This window comes from Asticcacaulis sp. P4_H10, from assembly GCF_056400965.1.
Window position 1 is genome coordinate 226,737 of record NZ_JBFUKH010000004.1, and the last position, 25,779, is coordinate 252,515.

Here is a 25,779-nt window from a genome sequence, read left to right on the forward strand (position 1 = left end):
TCACACTTGTTGCACGTGCAACTTTAGCGGCTTGACCGGTGCTGACGGATGGTAAATAAGGCCCGCATGTTTACGCAAGCTAGCCATACCCAGATGAGCAAAACGACCGTCTCGCAAGAGAACGGCGTCGACGCACGCCTGCTGCGCCAGACCCCCGATTACATTCCGGGCTGTATCCGAAAACCATAGGACCTGTGTCGTCCGATGTTTCGCATCCAGCCCTTTCGACCCGGTCGAAAGGGCTTTTTCCATTTATTTTTATCTTTTGAAAACGAGCAGAAAAGGAGAAAACACATGCAAGTTTTCCAAGGCGCCCGTGGAGGCCTGATCAAGGCGTGGATCGACGGCGTGGCTGTCGAGGACCAGGCGCGCAAGCAGCTCGACAATATTGCCGCCATGCCCTTCATCCATAAGCACGTCGCCATCATGCCGGACGTTCACTGGGGCATGGGCGCCACCATTGGTTCGGTGATCCCGACCAAGGGCGCGATCATCCCGGCGGCAGTCGGGGTCGACCTCGGCTGCGGCATGATGGCGGTGCGGACGACGCTGACCGCTTCGGACCTGCCGGACAACCTGTCGGGGCTGCGGACGGCGATCGAGCAACGGATCCCGCACGGCCGGACCGACAATGGTGGTGCCAACGACCGGGGTGCGTGGGGCGAAGCGACGGAAGGCGCCAATGCCGAATTTTCGAAGCTGTCCGGCGAACTGCAAAAGATCGTCGCCAAGCACCCGAAGATTTCGCAGGCCGCGCAGCGGGCACAGAACCACTTAGGCACGCTCGGCACCGGCAACCACTTCGTCGAGGTCTGCCTCGATGAAAACGATGCCGTGTGGATCATGCTGCATTCGGGTTCCCGGGGTATCGGCAACAAGATCGGCGGGTACTTCATCGAGCGCGCCAAGCATGAGATGAAGCGGTGGTTCGTCAACCTGCCGGACGAAGACCTGGCCTACCTGCCGGAAGGGTCGGAGCTGTTCGGCGACTATATGGGCGCGGTATCGTGGGCTCAGCGGTTCGCACGGACCAACCGGGAACTGATGATGACGGCCGCACTTGAAGCGCTGTCGGTCTCCGTACCGAAGCGGTTCACCTGCGACTGCGAAGCCGTGAACTGCCACCACAACTACGTGGCGCACGAACGGCACTTCGGTTCGGACGTATTGGTGACCCGGAAGGGCGCCGTGCGTATCACGCCGGAGACGCTGGGCATCATTCCGGGTTCGATGGGTGCTAAGTCATTCATCGTGCGGGGGATCGCGGGCCAGCCTATGGCCGAAGCCCTGTGTTCGTGTTCGCACGGGGCGGGGCGGGCCATGTCGCGGGCCGAAGCCAAGCGGCGGTTCACTCTGGAAGACCACGCCCTTGCCACGGCGGGTGTGGAATGCCGGAAGGACTCCGAGGTGATCGACGAAACGCCGGCGGCGTACAAGGACATCGACGCGGTCATGAAGGCCCAGGCCGACCACGTCGAGATCGTCCATACGCTGAAGCAGGTCGTTTGCGTCAAAGGTTGATAGAGGGAGGTGGTAGCAATACCGCCTCCTTTTTGCCGTTTGTGGTGCTATAGTCCGGCCATGCTGTCGCGCCGCCATTGTCTGCTGGGCCTGTCGGGTCTTCTTCTGCCGCAGGTCGCGCAGGCGAAGGGCGTGCTGCGCGTTCCCATCCGGTTCAATGCGGCAGGCCTTCCCCATGTTCCGGTCTCGATCGGTGACAAAGGGCCCTACCGGTTGGTTATCGACAGTGGAGCGGCGGTCAACGGCATCAGCGTCAGCTTGGCGCCGGAGCTGGGTCTGCTGGCCAGAACCAAGGTGCGGATCAGTGGCGTAGGCGGCAGCGAAGCCACACCTGTTTATCTCATTCGCGGTCTGGAGATAGACGCGTCTCATACCTACCCGGAACTGATTTTCGTCGGGCTGCGTAAGCCGCCCTTCGATGGTGCGCAAGGCATGCTGGGCGCGGCCTTCATCACCGGCCGGCCGACAGAGCTCGATTTCGATGCGGCCGAATTGCGTATTTATGAGAGCGGACGTCCGGATTTCAGCGCCTATTACATGCTGCCGTCGCGCCACCTGTCGCCCGGGCCCAGCGATCACAGGGTCCTGGTCGAGGTCACACTCGACAACATGAATTTGACATTGGTCGTCGATACCGGCGCCAGCGCCGAGGTCAGCCTCAACAGCGCTTGCGTTAAGCGCCTGAAGCTATGGGATCGCTATCCGGTCCTGGCGTCGGGGCACACGGTCGACATCAACAGCGCGCGAGTTCAGCGGCGGACGGTCAAGATTCCCGCTTTCAAACTGGGGGATTTTGCCATCGCGGCGACGCCTGTCAGCCTGGCGCCGCCGGGTGTGCAGCGCTCCGACATTTCCGATGGTGTCATCGGCATGCGCACGCTGAGGCGTTTCGGCGTCTGTTTTGACGGTGAGGGCGGTGTCGGTCTCAAGACGCGTAGTGGCGCAAAAACCCTGCCCTATCTCTGGGAATTCAAGCCGAAAAGCCCTTGACGAGGTCGAGGGCTGCGGCCTCGTCCATTTTTAGTTCGGTGATGCGCTCGGGCAGGCCATGGAGTGCCTGGATGGCTTCGGGCACTTCGGGCGCGAAACCAAGCGCCTTTTGCACGAAGTCCGGGAACTTGGCGGCATGGGCGGTGGACAGGAAGATCTGCGGCTTGCCGGGTTCGCGGCGTTCCAACGCGGCGCCCAAAGCCACGGCGGTGTGCGGACAGATGACCTTGCCGTAGGCCTTGTAGGCATGGGCGATGGTGTCGCGCGTCTTGTCTTCGCTGATCGTCGAGGCGGTGACCTCGGCCTTCAGCGCCGATTGCAGTTCGGGCGACAGGGTGACCGCGCCGGTGGTGGCAAAGGTATCGAACAGGCCCTTGGTCGTGGCAGGGCTACGGCCGGACGCTTCGTATACCAGGCGCTCGAAGTTCGAAGGCGCCTGGACGTCCATGCTGACGCTCGCGGATTCCACGGCCTGGCGGCGGATATAGCGCCCGTCATTGATTGCCTGGTTGAGCGCGTCGTTCTGGTTCACCGCGGCGTGCAGGTGGCCGATATTGCCACCGATGCGGCGGGCGACCCAGCCGGCGAAGGCATCGCCGAAATTGCCGGTCGGCACAACGAATTCCGGCTTGTCGGCGCCGGAAGCGGCGGCGGCGGCGAGATAGTAGGGCACCTGGCCCAGCAGACGGCCCCAGTTGATCGAGTTGACCGAGCTGATCAGGCCGCGTTCCTTCAGGGCTGCGTTGCCAAGCAGGGTCTTGACGATCTTCTGGCAGTCGTCGAAATCGCCTTCGATGCCGACATTCAGCACATTGTCGGCCTCGACCGTCGTCATTTGCAGACGCTGGACCGGCGACACGCGGCCGAGCGGATGGAAGACGACCAGGCGGACGCGATCGGCGCCGGCAAAGGCGCGCACGGCGGCGGCGCCCGTATCGCCAGACGTGGCGGTGACAAGAGTCAGGGTCTCGTTGCGTTCACGCAGGGCGCCGCTGGTCAGCTCGGCCATCATCTGCATGGCCATGTCCTTGAAGGCCAGGGTCGGGCCGTGCCACAGCTCCAGCATCCACAGATTGTCGTCGAGCTGCGTCAGCGGCACCTGGCCGTCGGCGCGCAGAAAGGCGTTGGTTGTGGCGGTGACAGCGGCCTTGGCGGCTTCGGCGCCGACCGTATCGGCCTGGAAATCATCGAGCAGGGTCTGGGTCAGCTTGCTATAGTCGCGCGCCAGGTCCGACCATTGCGCAGCATCGCGCGTCGGGTAGCTGTCCGGCAGGTACAGGCCGCCATCGGGCGATAGGCCGTCGAGCAGGGCATCGGCAAAGGTCTTCGAACCCGTAAATCCGCGTGTGCCGATATAGTTCATTTTGTTACCAGTTCCGCTTGATTCCTAAGGCCTTGCGAAGGCTGCGCCATGTCAGTACAAGCGCGCCCAGCACGGCGCCGCCGTAACATTTTCAATCCGCTTAGAAAAGGCGAAACATGGCCGGTCAGACGAATATGGGCGCGCCTGTGCCTCTGCCCGACGTTTTGCTGAACGCGCAACGGATCGTCATCAAGGTCGGCTCGGCCCTGGTGGTCGAAAAGACTTCCGGCGGCACCAACGGTGTGTGGATGGCCGGCTTGGCGCGCGATATCGCATCGCTGACGGCGACGGGCAAATCGGTTGTTCTGGTGTCGTCGGGTGCGGTTGCGCTGGGGCGCCGCTATCTGGGCATTACGCGCGCCAAGCTGAAACTCGAAGAAAAACAGGCCTGTGCTGCCGCGGGTCAGCCACTTTTGATGAGTGCCTGGGACGAGGCGTTTCGCGCCGTGGGGCTGAAAACAGCACAGGTCCTGTTGACGCGCGAAGACACCGAAAAGCGCAAGCGATGGCTCAATGCCCGCGCCACGGTCGAGACCCTGTTCGACGTCAAATGCGTGCCGATCGTCAATGAAAACGACACGGTGGTGACCGAAGAAATCCGCTATGGCGACAATGACCGGCTCGCGGCGCGCACCGCGCAGCTGGTCAAGGCCGAAGCCCTGATCCTGCTGTCGGACATAGATGGTCTGTATACGGACGATCCGCGCCGCAATCCGGACGCCCAGCATATCTCGTTCGTTGAAAAGCTCGACCCGTCGATCGAGGCCATGGCCGGTGGCGCAAATGCGCAGGCCGGTGTCGGTACGGGCGGCATGGCGACCAAGATTGCCGCGGCCAAGATCGCAGGGTCGGCCGGGTGTGCGACCCTGATTGCCTTTGGTGCCGTGGTGCAGCCGCTGTCGTCGCTGAGCGGCCCAATGGGCGCGCGGTTTACCCTGTTCAAGCCGCAGGCTTCCTTGAGCGCGGCTTACAAGGCATGGATCGCCGGGACTGTCGTGCCGGCCGGCAAGCTGATGCTGGATGAAGGCGCCGTGCGAGCGCTGCATAATGGCAAGTCTTTGCTGCCGTCGGGGATTGTCGAGGTCACGGGCAGTTTCGACAAGGGTGATACGGTATCGATCGTCTCATGCGCCGGGCACGAAGTCGCGCGCGGTATTGTCGGTTATAATGCTGAAGACATCCGCGCCATTCGCGGCCGGGGCAGCAAGGATATCGAGGCCATCCTAGGCTACACTTCGGGGGATGAAGTCATCCATCGCGACGACATGGTGATGGTATAATCCCTTCTCCCCGCGGAGAGGAGAGAAGGTGGTTGAGCTTGCTCAACCGGATGAGGAGTTACTGCCGGTTCCGCGTGCGTATCTGCTGACGATTTACCCCTCACCTTGGCGCTGCGCGCCTGTCCTCTCCCCTTTTCATGGGGAGAGGAGAAAGAAAGCGGGATAGAGACAAAGGCGCCAAAACGCCATCAGATTTCCGCCAATCTGCTTGATTTCCGATGAAACGGTCGTTTTTTGCCGCGTTTGCGCTATATAGCCTTTGACTGACAAGGGGTATTGAGATGGACGACCAGAGCACACGCACGCTGAATGACCTGATGACCGACATGGCCGCCAAGGCCAAGCTCGGCGCCGAGGCCCTGCGTCTGGCCGGCCCGGAAGTGCGCACGCGCGCCATTGTTGAGGCCGCCAAGGCCATCCGTGCCCGCGAAGCCGACATCCTGGCCGCTAACGTCAAGGACCAGCAGTTCGCCCGCGACAAGGGGCTGACCGACGCCATGATCGAGCGCCTGATCCTCAACCCGGCGCGCGTCGAAGCCATGGCGAAAGGTCTGGAAGAGGTCGCCGCGCTGCCCGATCCTGTCGGCCGCGACCTGGCGCGCTGGACGCGTCCCAATGGCCTCGATATCGCCCGTGTCTCGACGCCGATCGGCGTCATCGCCATCATCTATGAAAGCCGCCCGAACGTAACGGCCGACGCTGCCGCCCTGTGCATCCGTTCGTCGAACGCGGCCATCCTGCGCACCGGTTCGGAAGCGCTGAATTCGGCGCTGGCCATCTACGCTGCCTTCGAAGACGGTTTCCGCGCCGCCGGCCTGCCCGACACCTGCGTGCAGCTGGTGCCGACTTCCGATCGCGACGCTGTCGGCCTGATCCTCGGCGGACTGAACGGAACGATTAACCTGATCATTCCGCGCGGTGGCCGCTCATTGGTCGAGCGCGTCCAGAAGGAGGCGCGTGCGCCGGTCCTGGCCCACTTGGAAGGCTTGAACCACACCTATGTGCATACCGCCGCCGATCCGGAAAAAGCCGTGGCGGTGACGCTGAACGCCAAGATGCGCCGTGTGTCGGTGTGCGGCGCGACTGAAACCCTGCTGATCGATGAAGCGGTCGCTGAAACGCTCCTGCCGGCCATTGCGCAAGCTTTAGAGGCCAAGGGCTGTGAACTGCGTGGCGATGAGCGCGCCCGCGCCATCCACGCCATGGCGGCCGCGACTGAAGAAGACTGGAAGACCGAATACCTGCTGCCGATCATCTCGATCCGCGTCGTCAAGGACGAAGCCGAAGCCATCGCCCACATCCGGACCTATGGCTCGGGCCACACCGAAGCCATTATCACCGAAGATACGCGCGCCGCCGAAACCTTCCTGAACGAGGTCGATTCGGCCATCGTCATCTGGAACGCTTCGACGCAATACGCCGATGGCGGCGAATTCGGGCTCGGCGCGGAAATCGGCATCTCGACCGACCGCCTGCACGCGCGCGGTCCGGTCGGCGCCGAGCAACTAACGACGTTTAAATACGTCGTGCGTGGGGATGGCCAGGTCAGGCCTTAACCCTGGGTTCCAAATTTTGCCCTTACAATCCTGTCACGGAACTGTCGTGAAATCGCTTTAAGGCCTGCTTCCTTTCCGCCATAATACGGCCAGCGAGGTCTGATGGACGAACGGCGAACCTTTCTGAGCGCAATTCCGGTCGGAACCCTGATTGGGGTCGCTGTGCTGATTGGCATGGCGCTGATCGCACCGCTCCGGCCCTTCGTAATCTTCGCGGCGCTGGCGGTCATTGGCTATACCCTGGTCGAGATGTGGCTGCGCCAGGGCGAACTGCATGAACGGTTTGCACCAAAGCCCTTGCGCTCCGAACCGATCATTCAAAAAGGGCCGGATTTTCGCGAAGCCCTGGCCGCCATGCCCGATCCGGTGGTGATTGTTTCCGGTTTCGAGCCCCACGACATTGCCGGCCGCTGGATCGTCTTCGCCAATTCGGCCGCGCAGAAGGTCTTTCAGATTGAAAATCTCGGTGGCCTGCTGGTCAGCGCCATTCGTACCCCGGAAGTCCTGGAATGCGTCGATGAGGCGCTGTTCGGAGGTATTTCGCGTTCGGCGACCTTCGATACGACGGGCGGGGCCCGTGAACAGTACTGGCGCGCCTTCGCAAGCCCCCTGCCGGTTGAAGGCGAGGAGCAAAGGCTGGCCCTGCTGGTTGTACGCGATGAAACCGACATGCGGCGCATGGAGAAGATGCGCGCTGACTTCCTAGCCAATGCCAGTCATGAGCTGCGCACACCGCTGGCGTCGTTGTCCGGCTTTATCGAGACTCTGCGTGGGCCGGCGCGCGACGACGAGAAGGCGCGTGAGAAATTCCTGACTATCATGGCAACGCAGGCCGATCGTATGGGGCGTCTTATTCACGACCTGCTGTCTCTGTCGCGCATCGAACTGAACGAGCACGTGCCGCCATCGGGCGAAGCCGACCTGGTTCTGGCGGTCAAGGACGTCGTCGATGGCCTGAGCCTGATCGCGCAGCAAAAGGGTGTGGCCTTCCGCATCGAGGCACCAAAGCCTGGCCTGTATCCGATCATCGGCGATCGCGACCAGATACTTCAGGTCGCACAGAACCTGATCGACAATGCGCTGAAATATGCGCCTCGCGGCTCGGAGGTCATCATCGAGATCGACATCGACCGGACGCTGTCGCAGGCTATCGCGGCAACCGACGTCAGGGCTGCCAAACTGGTCTTGCTCAGACCTGACCGCAATGTCCACGAACACTATGCCATCCTGCGTGTGCGCGACGCCGGACCGGGCATTCGCCGCGAGCACCTGCCGCGTTTGGCGGAGCGCTTTTATCGCGTTGAGGGCCAGAAGAGCGGCGACCGCCTGGGCACTGGCCTGGGGCTGGCCATCGTCAAGCACATCATCAACCGCCATCGCGGTGGTCTGGTGGTCGAATCGATCGGTGTGCAAGGAGCCGCCGAAGACCTGGTCATGATCGAGCCAGCCAGCGACAATGTCGCTCCACTTCCGGCATCGGGCATTGCGACCTTTACCGCCTTTACGGCCTATTTCCCGCAGAGCCGTGCGTTCGGCGCGGTGACTGGCCCCCGGCTTGTCGAGCCGCTGAAGGACGCCGGCTAGATCAGGCCGATATTCATCATGTTTTCATGGTTTTTTCACATGCAGCCGTGCGTATAATAAAACTGTCACAGAATTCGCCTACACGCCCGAAGGAATACAGCCGTGGTACAGTTCAGCAAGATGAATCCGCACATCGTCAAGACCTACGAAGAAGAGCTGGATCAGCTGAGCGCTGAGGTGGTTCTGATGGGTGGTCTGGCCGAAGCCCAGGTCGCCGACGCCGTCGAAGCCGTCGCCCGGCGCGATGTCGCCCTGGCGCAAAGCGTCGTTCAACGCGATCATCGCCTCGATGAGCTGGAAAAGGACGTCGAGCGCAAGTGCATCCGTCTGATTGCCCTGCGCCAGCCCATGGCCAACGACCTGCGCAAGACCGTAGCCGCCATGAAGATCGCCACCTCGCTGGAACGTACCGGCGACCTGGCCAAGAATATCGCCAAGCGCGCCATCGTCATTTCCGAAGCCGAACCGATGACGCCGATCACCCGTTCGATCGAGCGCATGGGCAAGCTGGTTTCGTCGCGGCTGCGCGACGTGCTGGATGCCTACAAGGGCGGCAAGCTCGACCTGGCCCAGAGTGTCTGGACGACCGATACCGAAGTCGATGAGCACTACAACGCCCTGTTCCGCGAGCTGCTGACCTACATGATGGGCGATCCGCGCACCATCTCGGCCTGCACGCACCTTTTGTTCATGGCCAAGAACCTGGAACGCATCGGCGACCACGCAACGAACGTGGCCGAGCATATCCACTACGAACTGACAGGCGAAGATTACGTCGAGGACCGCCCCAAAGGCGATACTCTAAGCCCAACCTGATGTGAGACCATGAAGCCCTATATCATCATTGCCGAAGACGAAGACGCCCTGTCGACCCTGCTCAATTACAATCTTGAGAAGGAAGGCTATGAGGTCGGAGTCGCCAGCGACGGCGACGAGGCCTTGATGATGATAAAGGAACGCCAGCCGGACCTTCTGGTCTGTGACTGGATGATGCCCAAGGTGTCGGGCATCGAGGTCTGCCGTCGCCTGCGTCAGCAATCGACCACCCGCAACCTGCCAATCGTCATGCTGACGGCGCGCTCCGAAGAAAGCGACCGCATCCGCGGCCTTGATACGGGTGCCGACGACTATGTCGTCAAGCCGTTCTCGATGGTCGAGCTGATGGCGCGCATCCGCGCTGTCCTGCGGCGCATCCGTCCGGGCCTCAGCGAAGACCGCGTCGAGTTCGGCGAAATTTCGGTCGATCGCCTGTCGCACCGCGTCCAGCGCGCCGGACGCGACATTCACTTAGGCCCGACGGAATACAAGCTGCTCGACCACTTCATGCAGTACCCCAAGCGCGTCTTCTCGCGTGAGCAACTGCTGGACGCCGTCTGGGGCAATGACGTCTATGTCGAAGCCCGCACGGTCGACGTCCATATCGGCCGCCTGCGCAAGGCGCTGAACGACAAGGAAGAGTTCGATCCTATTAGAACGGTTCGCTCAGCAGGCTATTCTTTGGATATACAAGGGTAATTCCTTCTCCCCTCTTGAGGGGAGAAGGTGGTTCGCTTTGGCGAACCGGATGAGGGGCAAGCGCCATTTCCGGGCAAAGCTATTCCGGCACATCCACAAAGAATGTCTTCGAACAATATTCGCAGGTGATGTGCACCTTGCCGTCGGGTTCGAGCATGTCCTTCTGTTCCTGCTCGGTGAAGGATTGCACCAGTCCCTCGACGCGATCCTGTGAACAGCGGCACAGCTTGTAGACGTTTTTAAGCGCGCTGAGGCGCACGCCGTCCTCGTGGAACAGCCGATAGAGCAGACGATCGGCAGGCAGGCTGAAATCAGTCAGTTCCTCTTCACCCAAAGTGGCGAACAGGGCGCGGATATGGTCGAACGACTCTTTCGTTTCACCGCGGGTGGCGTCGCCGGCGATCGCCTGGATAATCGCGCCGGCAGCACGCCATTGCGGCCCGCCGGGGCCTGTGACCTCGCTGACGGCCAGCTTGACCTGGGTCGGCACCTGTTCGGATTGCGCGAAATAATGCTCAGCGCAAAGTGATAGGCTTTCACCTTCGATCGGAGTAATGCCCTGGTAGCGCTCGGCATTGTTTTCCGGATCGAGCGTCATGATGAAGGTGCCCTTGCCGAGCAGTGCCTGCGCGCCCAGGCTCTGGAACTTGCCTTCGTTCGAAGCAATCAGGTCGTTCAACTCGCCTTCGTCGTAACGGCAGAAGCCGCGCAGGCCGCCGCGCGTGTCATAGTCAGCCACGACGTAGCGCACAGCGCCGTCGCCCTGGGCCTGGAGAATCAGCCGGCCTTCGAACTTCAGCGATGCGCCGACCAGCACGGCCAGCACGCAGGCTTCGCCCAAAAGGTTGGCAATGACGTCCGGATAGTCGTGCGCCTTCAGGATCTGGTCCAGCGTGTCGCCCAGCCGCACCAGGCGGCCGTGGACGGGATGCGTTTCGATGACGAAGCGCGCGGAATAGTCTTCAACAACAGGGGACGGATCAGACATGGAAACGCATGAAACCTTTAGGGCCGTTACAGATATTACCTGTTTTCGGGATTTGCCGTCAGACAGGGCCGGAATTTAGAGAATTGCACCGCGAACTGCCACAATAAAGGGTTAAGCCGGTTGTGCAGACCTCGCTTTTATCTTATCTGCGGCGCAAATGTATCGGGGCGGGCACAGCTGCCTGCGCTCGAAGTTTTTCCATATGGGCGTTTCGGTCATGAATGCAAGTTTCAATCAGCCTAACCTTGCCACCCTGGTGCTCGACTTCGATTCGACCTTTACCCAGGTCGAGGCGCTCGACATCCTGGCCGAGTTGCTGTCCGCTGCCGATCCGGCGCGCGCCGCCGATGTCGAACAGATCCGTACCCTGACCGATCAGGCCATGTCGGGCGAGATCAGCTTCTCCGACGCCCTGCAACGCCGCGTCCGCATCCTGAAGCCCACCCGCGACGACATCGCCTCGCTGGTCGAGGTGCTGAAGACCAAGATCAGCGCGTCGATCGAACGCAACCGTGCCGTCTTCGCCGAGCATCCTGGCAAGATCCGTATCATCTCGGGCGGTTTCCATGATTTCATCGATCCGGTCGTCGCCGAATTCGGCATCGCGCCGGAATACGTCCTGGCCAACCGACTGACCTGGAACGAAGACGGCGTGGCCATCGGCCTCGACCTGACCAACCCGCTCAGCCAGGACGGCGGCAAGATCGTCGCCGTGCGCGGCCTGACGCTGGATGGCGACGTCGTCATGGTCGGCGACGGCTGGACGGATTATGAAGTCTATAAGGGCGGCGCGGCCGAGCGCTTCTACGCCTTCACCGAAAACGTGGCGCGCCCCAAGGTCGTCGCTGCCACCGAGGGCTGCGACGCCACGCAAGTGGCAGCTTCGTTCGACGAGGTGCTGCACACCGAAGGTTATCAGGGTCGTTACTCCTTCCCGCGCTCGAAGCTGAAGGTCCTGCTGCTCGAAAACATCCACCCCGAGGCCGTCCGCCGCTTTCGCGAAGAAGGCTACGACGTCACGACCGTCAAGGGCGCCCTCGATGAGGATGACTTGATTCAAGCGTTGCAGGGTGTGCACATCCTGGGCCTGCGCTCCAAGACCAATCTGACGGCCAAGGCGGTCGAGGCCGCCGACAAGCTGATGGCCGTTGGTGCCTTCTGCATCGGCACCAACCAGATCGATCTCAAGGCCTGCTCGCAAAAGGGCATCGCCGTCTTCAATGCGCCCTATTCCAACACGCGTTCGGTGGTGGAAATGGTCATCGGCCTGATCGTCATGCTGACCCGCAACATTCCGGATAAGTCTGTCGGCATGCACAAGGGCAAGTGGGACAAGTCGGCGACAGGCGCTCACGAAGTCCGCGGCAAGACGCTGGGTATCATCGGTTACGGTGCCATCGGTTCGCAACTGTCGATCCTGGCCGAAGCCTTCGGCATGCGCGTTATATATTACGACCTGGCCGAAAAGCTGAGCCTGGGCAATGCGCGCCGTTATCGCTCGCTCGATGCGCTGCTGGCCGAGGCCGATGTGATTTCGCTGCACGTTGATGGCCGCGCCGAGAACAAGAACCTGTTCGGCGCCCAACAGTTCGCGCGCATGAAGGACGGGGTGATCTTCATCAACCTGTCGCGGGGCCATATCGTCGATATCGAGGCTCTGGCGGCTGCGATCGACAGCGGCAAGATCTATGGTTCCGCTATCGACGTCTTCCCGGAAGAGCCGCGCACCAATGACGATCCGTTCGATAGCGCGCTGATCGGCCGCCGCAATACGGTCCTGTCGCCGCATATCGGCGGTTCGACCGAAGAAGCGCAGGAAGCGATTGCCGAATTCGCCTCGGAGCGCCTGCTAGGCTTCCTGAACCGTGGCGACACGACGTTCAGCGTGAACATGCCGCACGTACAGCTCTCGGAAGTCGATGGCCGTCACCGCTTCCTGCACCTGCACCGTAACGTGCCGGGCGTCTTGGCGGCGATCAACCAGATCATGGCCAAGTACGAATTGAATGTTCTGGCGCAGCACCTGAAGACCAGCGAGACCCTGGGTTACGTCATTGTCGATATCGACAAGGGCTATCCGAAGGAGGCGCTCGAGGATCTCAAAGCGGTCAACGGGACCCTGCGCTTCCGCTCTCTCGTGTAAGCCACACTGACGGTCTGCAAACCGTCATCTTCCTGCGATACGGTGCTCACGTACTCAAGTACGCTCCGCTCCGTTTCTCGGAAGCTAACAATTTTCGCCACGCCATTGCGGCTTACAGGTTCGGAGCGTGCTACCGGAGTTTCAGTTTCCGCCGCTCCGGATTCCCCGCACCATGCGTGTGACGGCGCCTTGGGTAGACAGCCAGATCACCACTTCGGTGCTGACACAGATCAGCGCTTTCAGGGCACCATTGAGTGGTGAGGGGCGTACATGACTTTGCGCAAAGCGCAGGTGCTGGACTTCCTCGACCTGAATCTCAGCGACCATCTCGCGCAAGGCTTCATCGCGCCCTGTAAGATAATGCATTTGCTCATCGAGATGGCGGTGTACCGTTTCCTCGACGGCTTCGGTGCAGACCATGACGGCGTTGCGGCCCATCAGTGATGTTGCCAGTCCCAGGATGGATCCACCGATGCCCCACAGCGGCATGGCGTTGCACGGTCGTGCATCGCGCGACGGCATGGCGTCGAGAAAGCGCTGGCAATGCACCATTTCGTGCGACAGGGTTTCCAGCAGGAAGGGCACAAGGTCGCTGGTGGTCTTTTGCGCATACCACAGCTGGGCACGGTAAATGCGGATCGCGCCGAACTCGCCGGCGTGATTGACCTTGAGAATACGCGCTATGGTGCGGTCGGACATGGCGTAACGGTCACGCCATGGCGGCAATTAGTCCAGGAAAAAGACGTTGTCGTCGCCGGACGTATCGTCGCGGGGGGCTTCCGCCGGCGTCTGGCCACTGAGCTTCATCCAGGCTTCGAAGACGGGCTCAGGCACCTTGGCCGGACGGGCATGGCCGGGAACCAGGGTCTGGACAAAGTTGAACTTCAGGCCCATCCGCGTCGGTGTCGACCAGGCGGAGCTGCCACGGCGGACCATATTGGTATCCAGGTCGATCAGCCACAGTTCCGCAGGCACAGGACTGTTGTTCTCGAACGCCACGCGCGCGCCGCTGGGGCTCTGGTCGAGGATGCGGCACTGGATGACCGCCTGGCTGGAGAGGAAGAGCAGGGCGCCGCGATCGTCGCAGGCGGCACGCGGTTCGGCGCGGCGGTCGCTATAGTCCGAAGGCTGAATGATCTCGACCTTGGCCGCAGCCGATACCCGTGTGCCGCCGGGCGTCATGGCGGGCGTGGAACGGTTGACAGGGCGCAGCGGCGAAGACATTCGGACTCCTTAAAATTCTCTGGATGCTGGGCACCTGGCGCGAAAATGCGCAGCCTTAAGGTCTACTCTGCCCGTTCACCACATTACGCCCGTAAAGTTTACAAAGCGTTGGCATGTGCGAACTTTGCATAATCATTGACCTTGACATTTGGCTGTCGCACAGGCATTTAGGCGTTCTCGCATCCGCGAGATAACCCTTCGTGACGGTTCGTCTGTCACGATTAGCGCTGGCCGCGTGAGATATGCCCATCTTTTCGGGTACATATCGCCAGCGACAAAAGGCCGTCAGAGTTTAAAGACGTCCTGCTCTTTTTCTTTCGAAGTCCGTGACACGCGCATGCTTCGTCCCACCCGGCCTGTTTTCACAGGCGCGGGCGAGGCGCGTTTGTTTGTCCTTGCCCGAATTTGAAAGCGCACGTTACGTGACCAAGACCACCAACAAGACTTTTGCCGAACTGGGCCTCAGTTCGACCCTGCTGCTGACGCTGGAACGCGAAGGCTATACCAACCCGACGCCGATCCAGGCCCAGGCCATCCCCATCTTGCTGAACGGCAACGACCTGCTGGGTATCGCCCAGACCGGCACCGGCAAGACGGCTGCCTTCGCCCTGCCGATCGTGCAAGGCCTGATGCGCAACCGCATCATCCCGGCGCCCAAGTCGGTCCGCACCTTGATCCTGTCGCCGACGCGCGAACTGGCCTCGCAGATCGCCCAAAGCTTCGAAACTTATTCCAAGGGCATGGGCCTGCACATCGCCACCATCTATGGCGGCGTCAAGTACGGCCCGCAGTACAAGGCCCTGTCGCGCGGCGTCGACGTCCTGGTCGCCACGCCGGGCCGCCTGATCGACCATATCGAACAGAAGACCGTCGACCTGCGCGGCGTTGAATTCTTCGTCCTCGACGAAGCCGACCAGATGCTGGACCTGGGCTTCGTCAAGCCGATCCGTCAGGTCGCCGCCAAGCTGCCACACAAGCGTCAGAACCTGTTCTTCTCGGCCACCATGCCGAAGGAAATCGGTGCTCTGGCCTCCGAGCTGCTGACCGAGCCTAAGCGCGTCGAAATCACGCCAGAAGCCACCACGGCCGAGCGCGTCGAACAAAGCGTCATCTTCATTGAGTCGCTGCGCAAGCGTGCCCTGCTGACGGAAATGTACGCCGAAGACGCCCTGGCCCGTACGCTGGTCTTCACCCGCACCAAGCGCGCCGCCGACAAGGTCGCCGCCTACCTGCAGGCCGGCGGCATCGAAACCGCTGCCATTCACGGCGACAAGAACCAGAGCCAGCGCGAACGCGCCCTGCAGGCCTTCAAGGCCGGCAAGCTGCGCGCACTGGTCGCCACCGATATCGCCGCGCGCGGTATCGACGTCGACAATGTCAGCCACGTCATCAACTATGAACTGCCGAACGTGCCGGAAGCCTATGTCCACCGCATCGGCCGTACCGCGCGCGCTGGCCGCGCCGGTATCTCGATCACGCTGTGCGCCGATGATGAACGCAAGTACCTGAAGGACATCGAGCGCATCACGCGTCAGCGCATTCCGTCGTTCGACCGCCGCAAGGACCAGGCGCTGAAGCTGCTCGACGAAGCCATGCTGGCCTCGGGTGTTGCAGACAAGCCTGCCACGCCGGACCGTCTGCCGGAACACCGCAAGAAGGGTGATCCGAAGCCGGGCAAGGGCTGGCGCGCCGGTGAGGGCGAAGCCCGCCACAGCGATCCGGACGCAGAATTCGTGCAAAAGCGCAGCCGCAACCGGTCCGGTTCCGGCGCGCCCGGCAAGCCGCGTGGCGGCAAGCCTTTCGGCGATCGTGCGGCACCGGCTGCGCGTCCCGACCGTTACGATCCCATGACGGCCGAGCGCGGCCCTGTGGCTTCGACCAAGCCATTCAAGCCCGCTCCCGGCCGGCCTGGCCCGCGCGACGACAATCGCGGTGAGCGCCGCTTCGACCAGCCGCGTGGCGAACGCCGTGAGCATGCGCCCCGCGAACATGCCTCTCGTGACCATGCCCCGCGTGGCGATCGTCCACACACCGATCGTCCCCATGGCGAGCGTACGGACAGCCGTCCAGGCGCCCGTAAGGGTCCAGGTGGTTTCGGCGGCAAGCCCAGCGGCAAGCCGAACTTCTTCAAAGGACCGAAGACTGGCGGCAAGCCTGCTTTCAAGGGCCCCCGCCCTGCGGAAGGCGAAATCAATCGCTCCGAAGGCGCCCAGTTCAAGCGCCGCAAGCAGTCCTAACACAATTGAACCTCCCCGGACCCAGGTCCGGGGAGGTTTTTTCTTATCTTTCCTCGTCCGCGTGCACGCCGGATGGGGGAATTTCACGGGTTGTGTGATCCTGTCCTTTCCAGCTACAGTGTAGGCCTTACCCAGGGGCCAGGCTTTTTAATGAGTCACACCATTTTGCGCACGTCCGCGACTGTCCAGCGGCTGGCGGCCGCGGCCGCGGCGGTCCTGATGCTTGGCGCCGGTGCGGCGGGTCTCATCGGCTGTCAGCCCAAGCCGTCTGGCCGTGCGACTCCGGAAGCCATGGTCGAACGGTCTGTCGATGACCACTCCTATGCCCGACCCCAGGAAGCGCGCGTGCGCCATGTCGATCTCGACCTCACCGCCGACTTCACGAAGAAGGTCCTGCGCGGTACGGCCAGCCTGCAGCTCGAGACCGAGGCCAATGCCAAGCGCGTTGTCCTCGATACGCGTGCGCTTGACATTGAAAAGGTCACCGACGGCTCTGGCGCACCGCTGAAATACACCATCGGCAAGAATGACCCGATGATGGGCGCGCCGCTGACCGTGGAACTGCCGCAGGGCGCGCAGAAGGTCGTCATCCATTATCAGACGACTCCCGAAGGCACCGCCCTGCAATGGCTCAGCCCCGCCCAGACGGCCGGCAAGCAGAAGCCCTTCCTGTTCAGCCAGGGCCAGGAAATCCACACGCGCACCTGGGTGCCGACCCAGGACAGCCCGGCGATCCGCCAGACCTTCAAGGCGCGCATCGTCGTGCCTGCCGACCTGACCGCTGTCATGGCCGCCAGGCAACTGACGCCGAAGGGCGAGGCCGTACCCGGCCAGCCGCGTCAGCGCGCCTTCCGCTTCGAGCTGGATAAGCCGGTGGCGCCCTATCTGATCGCGCTGGCGGTCGGCGATATCGGCTTCAAGGCGGTCGGCAATCGGACGGGCGTGTTCGCCGAGAAGGTAACGCTCGATAAGGCCGCGACTGAACTCAGCGACATGGAAGCCATGCTCGACGCCGCCGAAAAAATCTATGGCGACTATCGCTGGGACCGCTACGACGTGCTGATCCTGCCGCCGTCCTTCCCGTTCGGCGGCATGGAAAACCCGATGGTGACCTTCGCCACGCCAACTATCCTGGCGGGCGACAAGTCGCTGGTCTCGCTGATCGCGCATGAGCTGGCCCATTCGTGGTCGGGCAATCTGGTGACCAACGCTACCTGGGAAGACTTCTGGCTGAACGAGGGCTTCACCACCTATTTCGAAAACCGGATCATGGAGCAGGTCTATGGGCCCGAGCGCGCGCGCATGCTCCAGGTCCTCGGCTATCACGACCTGCAGGATACCCTGAGCGAGTTGAAAGAGGCCGGCACGCCCGACTTCACCCGGCTGCGGCCCGATCTCAAGGGCATCAGTCCCGATGACTATTTCTCGGATATCCCATATGAAAAGGGGGCGGCCTTCCTGCGCATGCTGGAGGCGCGTTTCGGCCGCAAGAAGTTCGACGCCTATGTCAGGGGTTATTTCGAGCGCTACAAGTTCCAGAGCATGACGACCGACGCCTTCCTGGTCGATCTGCGCACCTATCTGCTCAACAACAATGCCGACCTGGAAAAGCAGCTCCAGATCCATGAATGGCTGTACGAGCGCGACCTGCCGTCCAATGCCATCGTGCCGACCTCGCCGGCGCTGGACCAGGTGATGGCGCAGGTGCAGGCCTTTGCCGGTGGCGCCGACGCTAAGACATTGGACGTCAGTGATTACAGTACGCAGCACTGGCAGTATTTCCTGACCCAGATGCCGGATACCATCACGCTTGAGCAGATGGCGGCGCTGGACGGGCAGTTCAAATTCACCGACAGCCAGAACGCGGAAATCCGCGCCGCTTGGCTGGTCCTGGCGATCAAGAAGCACTACCTGCCGGCCATGACGTCGGTGCGTGACTTCCTGCTGTCGCAAGGCCGGGCCAAGTTCTGCAAGCCCCTCTATGCCGAGCTGATGAAGCAGCCGGGCTGGGGCGTGGACATGGCGCGCCGCATCTATGCCGAGGCGCGGCCGGGCTACCACGACGTCACCCGGATCGCCGTCGACAAGATTGTTAAATAAGAATCTTTACACTTAAAGCGGGCAATATCTAGATTGTGACCCGGCGCTTGGTGTCATTTTCAATAAAAATGCATCTTTAGCGCGTAATCTTGCTCAATTGTTAAGACTTCGGGCATAGGCTTCTCCCAGGTTTCGGGGAGGCGTGGCTGTGCAAGAGTCCGAGTTTCATGTGCTGATCGTCGATGATCACGAGATCAACCGGCGTATCGTCTCACTTTTCCTGAAGCCAACAGGCTGGCTGTGGACGATGGCGTGCAATGGCGAGGAGGCGGTTGCCTACTGTCATGCCCGCCGCTTTGACGTCATCCTGATGGACATGCTGATGCCTGGCCTCGACGGGCTGGCAGCGACCTGCCGCATCCGTGCCAATGGTCAGAACCGCGATACGCCGGTCATAGCGTTGACCGCCAATGCCATGGAATGCCACAAGGCCCGGTGGGCCGAGATCGGCGTGAACGACTTCATGACCAAGCCGGTGGATGCCGACGCACTGCTCGCGGCCATAGCGGCCAAGCTGCCGCAAAAGCAGACTAGGGCTAGCGCTTAACGTCGAAGCTGCCGCCGTCGAGGAAATCGACCAGTTCACCATGCGTCGCCAGGCTGATATCACCGGGCTGGGCGTGCTTCAGGCAACCACAGGCAATGCCGTAGTTCAGCGCCTGCTGGTCGCTGTCGCCGTTCAGGATGCCGTGGAAGACGCCGGCCGCAAACGCGTCGCCGCCGCCGATGCGATCGACTATGCCAACGATATCGTAGGTCTCGGTTTCCAGCGAGGTCTCGCGCGTGAACATCTGGCCCGCCAGGCGGTTGTGGTCCGCCGTGACCTGGGTGCGGCGCGTCGAGACCATGCGCTGCAGGTTGGGGAACTGGCTGAAGGCGTGGTCGGCGGCGGCGCGTTCGCGGGCCGTGGTGCCGTCGTCACCCGCGAATTTCGTGCCGAAGACCAGTTCGATGTCGCGATAGCCGCCGAACATCATGTCGGCTTCGGCCATCAGGCTGCGGATAAGCGTCGGTGCGTCGCCGCCCCAGGCCTGCCACAGGGTCGGGCGGTAGTTGCAGTCGAACGAGACCTTGACGCCCAGCTTGCGCGCCGTCTGCATGGCCTTGAGCGCCGCCGCGACGCTGTTGGCGCCTAATGCGGCCGTCACGCCCGAAACGTGCAGCCAGCCGGCGCCCTTCAACAGGCGCGTCCAGTTGAGTTTCGAGAAGCGCGCGGTGGCGAAGGCCGAGCCGGCGCGGTCATAAACGATGTCCGAGCGGCGGTGAATGGCGCCCGGCGTCAGGAAGTAGAGGCCCATGCGACCGGGGGCGGTGTAGACGCCAGAGGTATCGACGCCCCAGCGCCGCAGCTCATTGACGGCGCCCGCGCCCAAGGCGTTTTCAGGCACGACGCTGACCATGGACGCCGGGTGGCCCAGCCGGCGGACACCAACCGCCACATTGGCTTCGGCGCCGGCGATATGAAGCTGCAATTGCGGCAGTTCTTCCAGCATCCGGCCGCTCATCGTGTTGAGCCGGATCATCAGCTCCCCGAAGCAGACGAGCGGGGCGGAGGCAGCGGCGGCGGGCGGTGTAGGCATGGGGCGGCGAATCTTCTGTGGCATGAATGGCGAACCGGCAGTGTTGTAAAGGCTGAGCGCCACAGGGTCGAGACCTGAATGCGCAAACCGTGCGGGCAAAATGAGGCCTGACAAAAAAAGGGCGCCGGATGAACCGGCGCCCCAAGTGGCGGCTTATTGGGAGAATGCGCTCGCAGCCGCATTTGGGAGGTGTGCCGGCTGTGAAGCCGGCGCACCAGATGCGATTAGTACTTGTAGCGGAAGCCGGCGTAATACTGGCGGCCCGACTTCGAGTAATCGTACAGCAGGTTCTGGGCGGTGTTGCCCTGAGCCGTGTTGTAGGAGATGAAGCGGTCGTCGGCTTCGTCCGTCAGGTTGATGCCTTCGAAGATGAGGGTCAGGCTCTTGTTGATTTTCCAGGTCATCTGAGCGTCGATATTGAACGTCTCGTGCTTGCCCCAGAAGTCAGCCGAAGAGCCCGGGCTCAACTGCGACAGGTAGCCGTCGCGGTAAGCAAAGGCCACGCGGCCGGCCAGGACATCACCTTCATAATAGGCCGTGATGTTCCAGGCTTCCGGCGACAGGCCCAGCAGGTTGGCCGTCGTCGTCGTCGTAGCGCCAGCGGTCGTGTAGTACTGGATCTCCGACTCGACGTGGGTGTAGTTCAGGATACCGCCCGTCTTGGACAGGAAGCCCGGCAGGAAGGTGAAGGGCTTCTGCAGCGAGATTTCGTAGCCCTTGAGATCGCCGCCCGGCGTGTTGATCGGGGTGGTGACGTTATAGACTTCGTCGGCAGTTTCGCCGAGGTCAGCATAGTTATAGCCCAGCTCGCTCAGCTTGTAAGGCACGGTGCGCGACTGGATGTACGACTTGATTTCCTTTTGGAACAAGGAAACCGTGAACAGAGTATCCTTATCCGGATACCATTCGAAGCTCAGGTCGGTGGTGTTGGCGCGTACAGGATCAAGTGCCGGGTTACCCGTGGTGATCGTGTTCGCGCCGGTGCTGATAGCGCCGCCACCCGGTGTCAGACTGAGCAGGGTCGGGCGTGCCATGGTCTTGGCCGTGGCGAAACGGACATAGACGTTATCCATCGGCTCGATCATGAAGTTGAACGACGGCAGCGAGTCCTTGTAGCTGCGCTGGATCGTGGTCATCTTCGAACCGGTCGAGTTGACAGTGGTCGCGACGCCGATGAAGCCGGAAACCTCGATGTCGGTAGTGACTTCACGCAGGCCGATATTACCGCGGTAAGGCATGGTGCCCAGGTCGCCACGGAAGTCAGCCTGTATGAACACGCCGGTGTCGCGCTCGTTGGCGATACGGTTGTTGGTACGCGAGCTGGAATTTTCCTTGTTGACCGTGAAGGTGCCCCACGCATTGGTGCAGCGGCAGTCATAATTGAAGGTTTCGCGGATCAGATCCAGGTTGGGGATCAGGTAGCTGGTGCCGCCAACGGTAACCGTTTCCGCGTACTTGGCGAGGTTGTTCTTGATTTCCGGAGCAATCGCGCCGCCGGCATTTTCGTCGCGTGCGGCATTGGCTGCGCTGGTGGAAACGCGGCCGTACTCTTCGGAGTAGAAGTCGTATTCCTTGACCGAATAGCCGCCCTTCAGGGTGATGTGGTCATTCAGGTCGAACTTGACGTCCAGCTTGGCTGTCGAGAACTCGTTTTCGACCAGCTGCGGACGAATACGGATGAGCGATGCATCGCCGGCCAGGGCCGGATCACCCGTAATAGGCGTCCGGGTATAGCTCCAGTAGCAGGCCTGGTCGGGCGTACAGTTGGTCGAGGACTTGCCGTAGTTGAAGACCGGGGCCGTCGGATCGGTGTAGTCGTACGAATAGCCGTCGACGTCGTAGGAATCGAAGGTGAAGGTCGTTTGCTCCGGCGTTTCCTGCGACGACTTCGAGTGGCCGAGGAAGAACTTGGAGGTCAGGCGATCGCCCCAGTTCTGATCCCAGGTCAGGTTCAGCTGGTTGAAGGTCGTGGTCAGTTCGTCGAAACGGTGTTCGGAACGGATATCGACGTCATTGAACGACGCCTTGGTGATGGTGCCTTCGCCGTCGATCTCATAGTTATAGATATCGGTTTGCGGCAGGCCGACCGTACCGCGGCTGAACGAGATGGCTTCAATTTCCCACTCGTCGCGGTTCGCACCAAAGCTGGCGTGCATGGCGTCGAGCGTGATCAGGGTGCCTTCAAACGGGCGCATCTGGAAGGCGCCGGTGATGCCGAGGCGCTTCTGTTCGGTCTCAAAGTGGTTGTAGCGCGGAATACGCGGGTGCAGGCCGTTGGAAATCTTGGCCGAGTTCGCCAAGTTGGCTGCCGAGCCGCCTGTGGCCGCCGAGCAGGCCCCCGTCGTCGTTGCTGCGGCGCAGTTGGTGATAAAGGTCGTGCCGCCGTCAAGGCTGTAGCTTTGGAAACGACCGGCGGTACCGGCCGAGGACGAGTTTTCCCAACGCGTCGAGTTGGTCGAGTCTTCGACGACGTTGCGCGAACCCCAGGCCACCGAAAGCAGGGCGCCCAGCTTGCCGTCCGCCCAACGGTTGGAGATCATGAAGGTGCCACGCTTGGCGACGTCTTCGCTCAGGTCGTTGTAGCCGAGCTGACCGCCGGCCGCCATGGTGAAGCCCTTGTAGTCAAAGGGGCGGGCGGTTTGCAGGTCGACGGTGGCGCCGAGTGAGCCTTCTTCGATTTCAGCCGACAGCGATTTGCGGACGGTGATCGAGTTGAACAGGTCGGCGGCGAAGACGTTGAAGTCGAAGCCGCGGGTACGGTTGGTGCCGCCCGAAGAATCCTTGGCGCCAGTCGTAGCCAGGGCTTCCATGCCGTTCAGGCGGGTACGCGAGAATTCCGCGTTCAGGCCGCGCACGGTGATCTGCTTGCCTTCACCGCCATCGCGGTCGATCGACACGCCCGGGATACGCTGCAGCGATTCCGCCAGGTTCAGATCCGGGAATTGCCCGATGTCTTCGGCCTTGATGACATCGACCATGTCGGTCGACTTCTTCTTTTCGCTGATGGCAGTCTGCAGCGAGCTGCGGAAGCCGGTAACAACGACGACATCGGTGTCATCGGTAGCCGGAACAGGCGCCGCATCTTGTGCATGAGCGCCGGCGGCCACGGCCATCAACGTGCCGAGCGAAGCGCCCAGAAGGGCGATCTTGCGGCTGAGTTTGGGCGCAATCGTGGCGCCGTTCGACTTGGACTTCATAAGGTTACTCCCCGTTTTGCCAACTTGCGGCCTGTTTTTAATATGGCGGCCGACAAGAATGATCATATAGACAGTTGATTAACACAGATTTACTGTGTGAATGACCATCTGACACCGGTGTCATGAGTGGTTGTTGCCTACTCGACGCCAATACACTAATTACTCACAGTTCTGAAACGCACACAAGCCGGAAAGACACCGGTAGCATCATGCGGACAAAGAAGTTTCGCACCTGCGTTATTTTTGCCATAGGTCCCTGGCAGGCGTAAAAAAGGGTTAAGGCGTCTTCGTTATTGAGAAAGCTCACGGCTGTTCTGGCTGGCGGCTTCGGTCTTCAGCTCAAGGACGATGTTGTCGCGGCCGTCCGTGCTGAAGATGACGCGCGAGGTCTGGCCCGCAGCGATATCGTGGATGCCGGTGGTGGCGCCGGATGAGATCAGCTGGCCCTTGGTCAGCGGCCGGCCGCGCTGGGCCAGGTGGCCGGCCAGCCAGGCAATGGCCTTGAGCGGGCCGCCCGGCATGGTGAACAGGCCGCCTTCGCCGACAACGACGCCGTCGATCTCCGTGCGCGCTTTGTAGGCCTTGACGGCATCGGCGCCGAGCGTGTCGACGGTGGAATCGCTGTCGAACTCGGCCAGGCGTTCTGAGAGGATCAGGCCGAAATTATTGCCGAAATCCGAGGCGACGACCGTTGGCCCCAGCTTGTTGATCGTGGCCAGCGGCGAGCCGGCCATTTCGATGCCGGCGAATACGCCGTCGATCAGGCGCAGGGCCTCTTCCTCGCTGTACTCCGTCTTGGCCGGATCGGTGTCGTGGGCGATGCGAAAGATGTATTCGGCTTCGACTGCCGCAAAGCCGCCGGTAAACACGGGCAGGGTGACGGCCGTGCCGTCATAGTCCTTGTAGGTCGGGGCGAAGATCGGGCCGGCCAGGCGTTCCGTGCCGTGCTCGGCTTGCCTTTCCGGCGCCAGGCGGCCGATCTTCCAGCCGATGACCGGGCGGTCCCAAAGCGTGATGGCGCGTTCCTGGATGGCATAAGAGTCTTCGAGCTTCGACGGAATCTCACCGGGATAGCCCTCAAGCGCCGTAGCCGAGCGGCGGGCGGTCACGAAGCGGTTGGCGATGTCGTCGAAAGTCATTGGCGGGTCTCCATTTACTTAGGCGCTACCTAGCGGAAACCGGTGTCACGAGCAACTCTTTTTGCCAGAACGCGGCTTTTGCGAGGCTATGTTGCGGCCGGATCGTTGAGCGCGGACTATGGTGTCATCAGGCGCAGCATGGGCGATGTTTCATAGCGGAAGCCGCGCCCAGACAGGATGATTGGATCCCCGGCCTGCAGGTCCTGCAGTTCAGTGTCGGCCAGGCCGCGGATCACGCCCAGGCCGTAGGCGCCGGCGCTGTCGGCCACAGGGCCGAGAGCAATGACCGCACCCTGCTTGACCCAGGGCTGCCAATGGGCGACGTGCGCCTGCATATCAGCCATTTCTTCGGGCGTGGCGTCGAACGGGAAGGTCGCGCGCGGCGGGATCAGGCGCATAACGAAGGCCGGTGCGGGCGCCTGTTCGATAACGAAGTAGCCGTTGAGCCAGCCCAGAACGCGTTCCCAGCCCGAGGCGTGGCTGCTGCACGACGCAGCGTGTTCGCCGAAGCCCGAGTGGCGCGCCGTGACACGCGTTCCGCCATCTACAGTCGTCAGTGTGTAGCTGACGTGGCTTTCGAAGGTCTCCCAACTGGGGCGCCATGTCATCTCCAGGTGGTGGGGCGGCTGGACGCGGGTATACATGCCGCCGACCTCGAAGGCCGTGCCGTCGGCGCCCTGACCTGAGCTCTTCCATTCGCCGCCTTCGCGCAGGTCGGAGACCAGGGCGGTCGTGCGGTACAGGTCATCGGAACCCCACCACTTCGGCAGCTGTTCCGGATCGGTCAGAGCGGCGAAGACACGCTCGATCGGCGCCTGGATATCGACGGTGGCAAGCACGAGGCCTTCATTGATATCGGCAATGGCGCGGGCGTCAGGCATCGGAAGTCTCCACAAAGGCTTTGAGTGCATTGAGATGGCCGGCCCAGAACCGGCGATAGGTCAATATCCAGTGGTCAACCGGTTCGAGTTTGGCGGGCTTAAGGCGATAGAGCCGCTCACGGCCTTGGCGGGTCTCTTCGACAACACCGGCCTCGCGCAGGATGCGCAGGTGCTTGGATATGGCCGGCCGTGAAACCGGAAAGGCGCCGGCGACGGTGTTCACCGGCTTGGGCCCACTGCGCAGGGCATCGAGGATGGCGCGCCGCGTCGGATCGGCGATGGCGCGAAAGATGTCGTCTTCATTACCGCCTTCGTTGTCCGCTGCCTGGATTTTTCGTGCCGCCGTCATATTGCCTCAATCCGTAACCAATTGGTTACTTATATGACAAAAAATAACAGCGCGTCAAGCGCCGGTACGTCGCGTGATTGCAGGGAAAAGATGAGAGGGCCGGCCGCCGTTTGGCGGGAGAAAGATCGTTTC

General features: G+C 61.8%; 20 protein-coding genes. 11 read left to right on the forward strand and 9 right to left on the reverse strand.

What is annotated here, in order from left to right; translation table 11 throughout:
* Positions 1 to 294: 294 nt before the first annotated feature.
* Entirely contained in the window at positions 295 to 1,521 is a 1,227-nt protein-coding gene (locus AC1DON_RS09190; protein ID WP_476934489.1) for an RtcB family protein, read from the forward strand.
* Positions 1,522 to 1,581: 60 nt separating this feature from the next.
* Positions 1,582 to 2,511, forward strand: a complete 930-nt coding sequence (locus AC1DON_RS09195; protein ID WP_476934490.1) for an aspartyl protease family protein — start codon at positions 1,582 to 1,584, stop codon at positions 2,509 to 2,511.
* On the opposite strand, the gene thrC is transcribed toward AC1DON_RS09195, so the two are convergent.
* On the reverse strand, positions 2,492 to 3,874 hold the full coding sequence (gene thrC, locus AC1DON_RS09200; RefSeq protein WP_476934491.1) for a threonine synthase: 1,383 nt from the start codon (positions 3,872 to 3,874) through the stop codon (positions 2,492 to 2,494). The genes AC1DON_RS09195 and thrC overlap by 20 nt on opposite strands.
* A gap of 116 nt (positions 3,875 to 3,990) precedes the next feature.
* On the opposite strand from thrC, the gene proB reads away from it, so the two are divergent.
* From proB to phoB, 5 genes are all read left to right on the forward strand, one after another.
* Entirely contained in the window at positions 3,991 to 5,154 is a 1,164-nt protein-coding gene (proB, locus tag AC1DON_RS09205) for a glutamate 5-kinase (protein WP_476934492.1), read from the forward strand.
* A gap of 281 nt (positions 5,155 to 5,435) precedes the next feature.
* Entirely contained in the window at positions 5,436 to 6,710 is a 1,275-nt protein-coding gene (locus tag AC1DON_RS09210) for a glutamate-5-semialdehyde dehydrogenase (RefSeq protein ID WP_476934493.1), read from the forward strand.
* Between the two features lie 102 nt (positions 6,711 to 6,812).
* Complete coding sequence (locus AC1DON_RS09215; RefSeq protein ID WP_476934494.1) at positions 6,813 to 8,294, forward strand: histidine kinase dimerization/phospho-acceptor domain-containing protein; 1,482 nt, start codon at positions 6,813 to 6,815, stop codon at positions 8,292 to 8,294.
* A 120-nt stretch (positions 8,295 to 8,414) separates the two neighbouring features.
* Positions 8,415 to 9,110 carry a phosphate signaling complex protein PhoU gene (gene phoU, locus AC1DON_RS09220; RefSeq protein ID WP_476934649.1) on the forward strand — a complete coding sequence of 232 codons (696 nt, stop codon included), beginning with the start codon at positions 8,415 to 8,417 and terminating at the stop codon, positions 9,108 to 9,110.
* Between the two features lie 9 nt (positions 9,111 to 9,119).
* The gene (gene phoB, locus AC1DON_RS09225; protein WP_476934495.1) at positions 9,120 to 9,809 is read left to right on the forward strand and encodes a phosphate regulon transcriptional regulator PhoB; all 690 of its coding nucleotides are present in this window, start codon (positions 9,120 to 9,122) and stop codon (positions 9,807 to 9,809) included.
* A 79-nt stretch (positions 9,810 to 9,888) separates the two neighbouring features.
* Here the strand turns inward: phoB and AC1DON_RS09230 are convergent, their stop codons facing one another.
* Positions 9,889 to 10,797, reverse strand: coding sequence for an Hsp33 family molecular chaperone (locus AC1DON_RS09230; protein ID WP_476934496.1), 909 nt, complete (start codon positions 10,795 to 10,797; stop codon positions 9,889 to 9,891).
* Positions 10,798 to 11,014: 217 nt separating this feature from the next.
* Here AC1DON_RS09230 and serA point away from each other — a divergent pair, with 217 nt between their 5' ends.
* Positions 11,015 to 12,940 carry a phosphoglycerate dehydrogenase gene (gene serA, locus AC1DON_RS09235; RefSeq protein ID WP_476934497.1) on the forward strand — a complete coding sequence of 642 codons (1,926 nt, stop codon included), beginning with the start codon at positions 11,015 to 11,017 and terminating at the stop codon, positions 12,938 to 12,940.
* Positions 12,941 to 13,081: 141 nt separating this feature from the next.
* Here the strand turns inward: serA and AC1DON_RS09240 are convergent, their stop codons facing one another.
* Both AC1DON_RS09240 and AC1DON_RS09245 read right to left on the reverse strand, forming a co-directional pair.
* Positions 13,082 to 13,639 carry a demethoxyubiquinone hydroxylase family protein gene (locus tag AC1DON_RS09240; RefSeq protein ID WP_476934498.1) on the reverse strand — a complete coding sequence of 186 codons (558 nt, stop codon included), beginning with the start codon at positions 13,637 to 13,639 and terminating at the stop codon, positions 13,082 to 13,084.
* Between the two features lie 27 nt (positions 13,640 to 13,666).
* Positions 13,667 to 14,164, reverse strand: a complete 498-nt coding sequence (locus AC1DON_RS09245) for a hypothetical protein (protein ID WP_476934499.1) — start codon at positions 14,162 to 14,164, stop codon at positions 13,667 to 13,669.
* Positions 14,165 to 14,586: 422 nt separating this feature from the next.
* Here AC1DON_RS09245 and AC1DON_RS09250 point away from each other — a divergent pair, with 422 nt between their 5' ends.
* From AC1DON_RS09250 to AC1DON_RS09260, 3 genes are all read left to right on the forward strand, one after another.
* Positions 14,587 to 16,401 (forward strand): DEAD/DEAH box helicase, encoded by a 1,815-nt coding sequence (locus tag AC1DON_RS09250; RefSeq protein ID WP_476934500.1) that lies wholly within the window; start codon positions 14,587 to 14,589, stop codon positions 16,399 to 16,401.
* A 150-nt stretch (positions 16,402 to 16,551) separates the two neighbouring features.
* A complete protein-coding gene (locus tag AC1DON_RS09255; RefSeq protein ID WP_476934501.1) occupies positions 16,552 to 18,501 on the forward strand; it encodes a M1 family metallopeptidase in 1,950 nt (649 codons plus the stop codon).
* 148 nt (positions 18,502 to 18,649) lie between these two features.
* A complete protein-coding gene (locus AC1DON_RS09260; protein ID WP_476934502.1) occupies positions 18,650 to 19,048 on the forward strand; it encodes a response regulator in 399 nt (132 codons plus the stop codon).
* Here the strand turns inward: AC1DON_RS09260 and AC1DON_RS09265 are convergent.
* The 5 genes from AC1DON_RS09265 to AC1DON_RS09285 all read right to left on the reverse strand — a co-directional run bounded on the left by AC1DON_RS09265 (position 19,038) and on the right by AC1DON_RS09285 (position 25,647).
* Positions 19,038 to 20,081: a sugar kinase gene (locus AC1DON_RS09265; RefSeq protein WP_476934503.1), complete on the reverse strand. Its 1,044-nt coding sequence runs from the start codon at positions 20,079 to 20,081 to the stop codon at positions 19,038 to 19,040. The two genes, AC1DON_RS09260 and AC1DON_RS09265, sit on opposite strands and share 11 nt — an antisense overlap.
* Positions 20,082 to 20,305: 224 nt before the next feature.
* A complete protein-coding gene (locus AC1DON_RS09270) occupies positions 20,306 to 23,278 on the reverse strand; it encodes a TonB-dependent receptor (protein ID WP_476934504.1) in 2,973 nt (990 codons plus the stop codon).
* A 290-nt stretch (positions 23,279 to 23,568) separates the two neighbouring features.
* Entirely contained in the window at positions 23,569 to 24,417 is an 849-nt protein-coding gene (locus AC1DON_RS09275; protein WP_476934505.1) for a 2-keto-4-pentenoate hydratase, read from the reverse strand.
* A 116-nt stretch (positions 24,418 to 24,533) separates the two neighbouring features.
* Entirely contained in the window at positions 24,534 to 25,298 is a 765-nt protein-coding gene (locus tag AC1DON_RS09280) for an SRPBCC domain-containing protein (RefSeq protein ID WP_476934506.1), read from the reverse strand.
* Positions 25,291 to 25,647 carry an ArsR/SmtB family transcription factor gene (locus AC1DON_RS09285; protein ID WP_476934507.1) on the reverse strand — a complete coding sequence of 119 codons (357 nt, stop codon included), beginning with the start codon at positions 25,645 to 25,647 and terminating at the stop codon, positions 25,291 to 25,293. The genes AC1DON_RS09280 and AC1DON_RS09285 overlap by 8 nt, the downstream gene beginning before the upstream one ends.
* Between the last annotated feature and the right edge of the window lie 132 nt (positions 25,648 to 25,779).

Coding starts and splice junctions, on each gene's coding strand:
- AC1DON_RS09210 (WP_476934493.1), top strand. CDS start 5,436: ATGGACGACCAGAGCACACGCACGCTGAATGACCTGATGACCGACATG.
- AC1DON_RS09190 (WP_476934489.1), top strand. CDS start 295: ATGCAAGTTTTCCAAGGCGCCCGTGGAGGCCTGATCAAGGCGTGGATC.
- AC1DON_RS09280 (WP_476934506.1), bottom strand. CDS start 25,298: ATGCCTGACGCCCGCGCCATTGCCGATATCAATGAAGGCCTCGTGCTT.
- AC1DON_RS09270 (WP_476934504.1), bottom strand. CDS start 23,278: ATGAAGTCCAAGTCGAACGGCGCCACGATTGCGCCCAAACTCAGCCGC.
- AC1DON_RS09285 (WP_476934507.1), bottom strand. CDS start 25,647: ATGACGGCGGCACGAAAAATCCAGGCAGCGGACAACGAAGGCGGTAAT.
- AC1DON_RS09230 (WP_476934496.1), bottom strand. CDS start 10,797: ATGTCTGATCCGTCCCCTGTTGTTGAAGACTATTCCGCGCGCTTCGTC.
- thrC (WP_476934491.1), bottom strand. CDS start 3,874: ATGAACTATATCGGCACACGCGGATTTACGGGTTCGAAGACCTTTGCC.
- AC1DON_RS09255 (WP_476934501.1), top strand. CDS start 16,552: ATGAGTCACACCATTTTGCGCACGTCCGCGACTGTCCAGCGGCTGGCG.
- AC1DON_RS09245 (WP_476934499.1), bottom strand. CDS start 14,164: ATGTCTTCGCCGCTGCGCCCTGTCAACCGTTCCACGCCCGCCATGACG.
- phoU (WP_476934649.1), top strand. CDS start 8,415: ATGAATCCGCACATCGTCAAGACCTACGAAGAAGAGCTGGATCAGCTG.
- AC1DON_RS09215 (WP_476934494.1), top strand. CDS start 6,813: ATGGACGAACGGCGAACCTTTCTGAGCGCAATTCCGGTCGGAACCCTG.
- proB (WP_476934492.1), top strand. CDS start 3,991: ATGGCCGGTCAGACGAATATGGGCGCGCCTGTGCCTCTGCCCGACGTT.
- AC1DON_RS09195 (WP_476934490.1), top strand. CDS start 1,582: ATGCTGTCGCGCCGCCATTGTCTGCTGGGCCTGTCGGGTCTTCTTCTG.
- serA (WP_476934497.1), top strand. CDS start 11,015: ATGAATGCAAGTTTCAATCAGCCTAACCTTGCCACCCTGGTGCTCGAC.
- phoB (WP_476934495.1), top strand. CDS start 9,120: ATGAAGCCCTATATCATCATTGCCGAAGACGAAGACGCCCTGTCGACC.
- AC1DON_RS09240 (WP_476934498.1), bottom strand. CDS start 13,639: ATGTCCGACCGCACCATAGCGCGTATTCTCAAGGTCAATCACGCCGGC.
- AC1DON_RS09275 (WP_476934505.1), bottom strand. CDS start 24,417: ATGACTTTCGACGACATCGCCAACCGCTTCGTGACCGCCCGCCGCTCG.
- AC1DON_RS09265 (WP_476934503.1), bottom strand. CDS start 20,081: ATGCCTACACCGCCCGCCGCCGCTGCCTCCGCCCCGCTCGTCTGCTTC.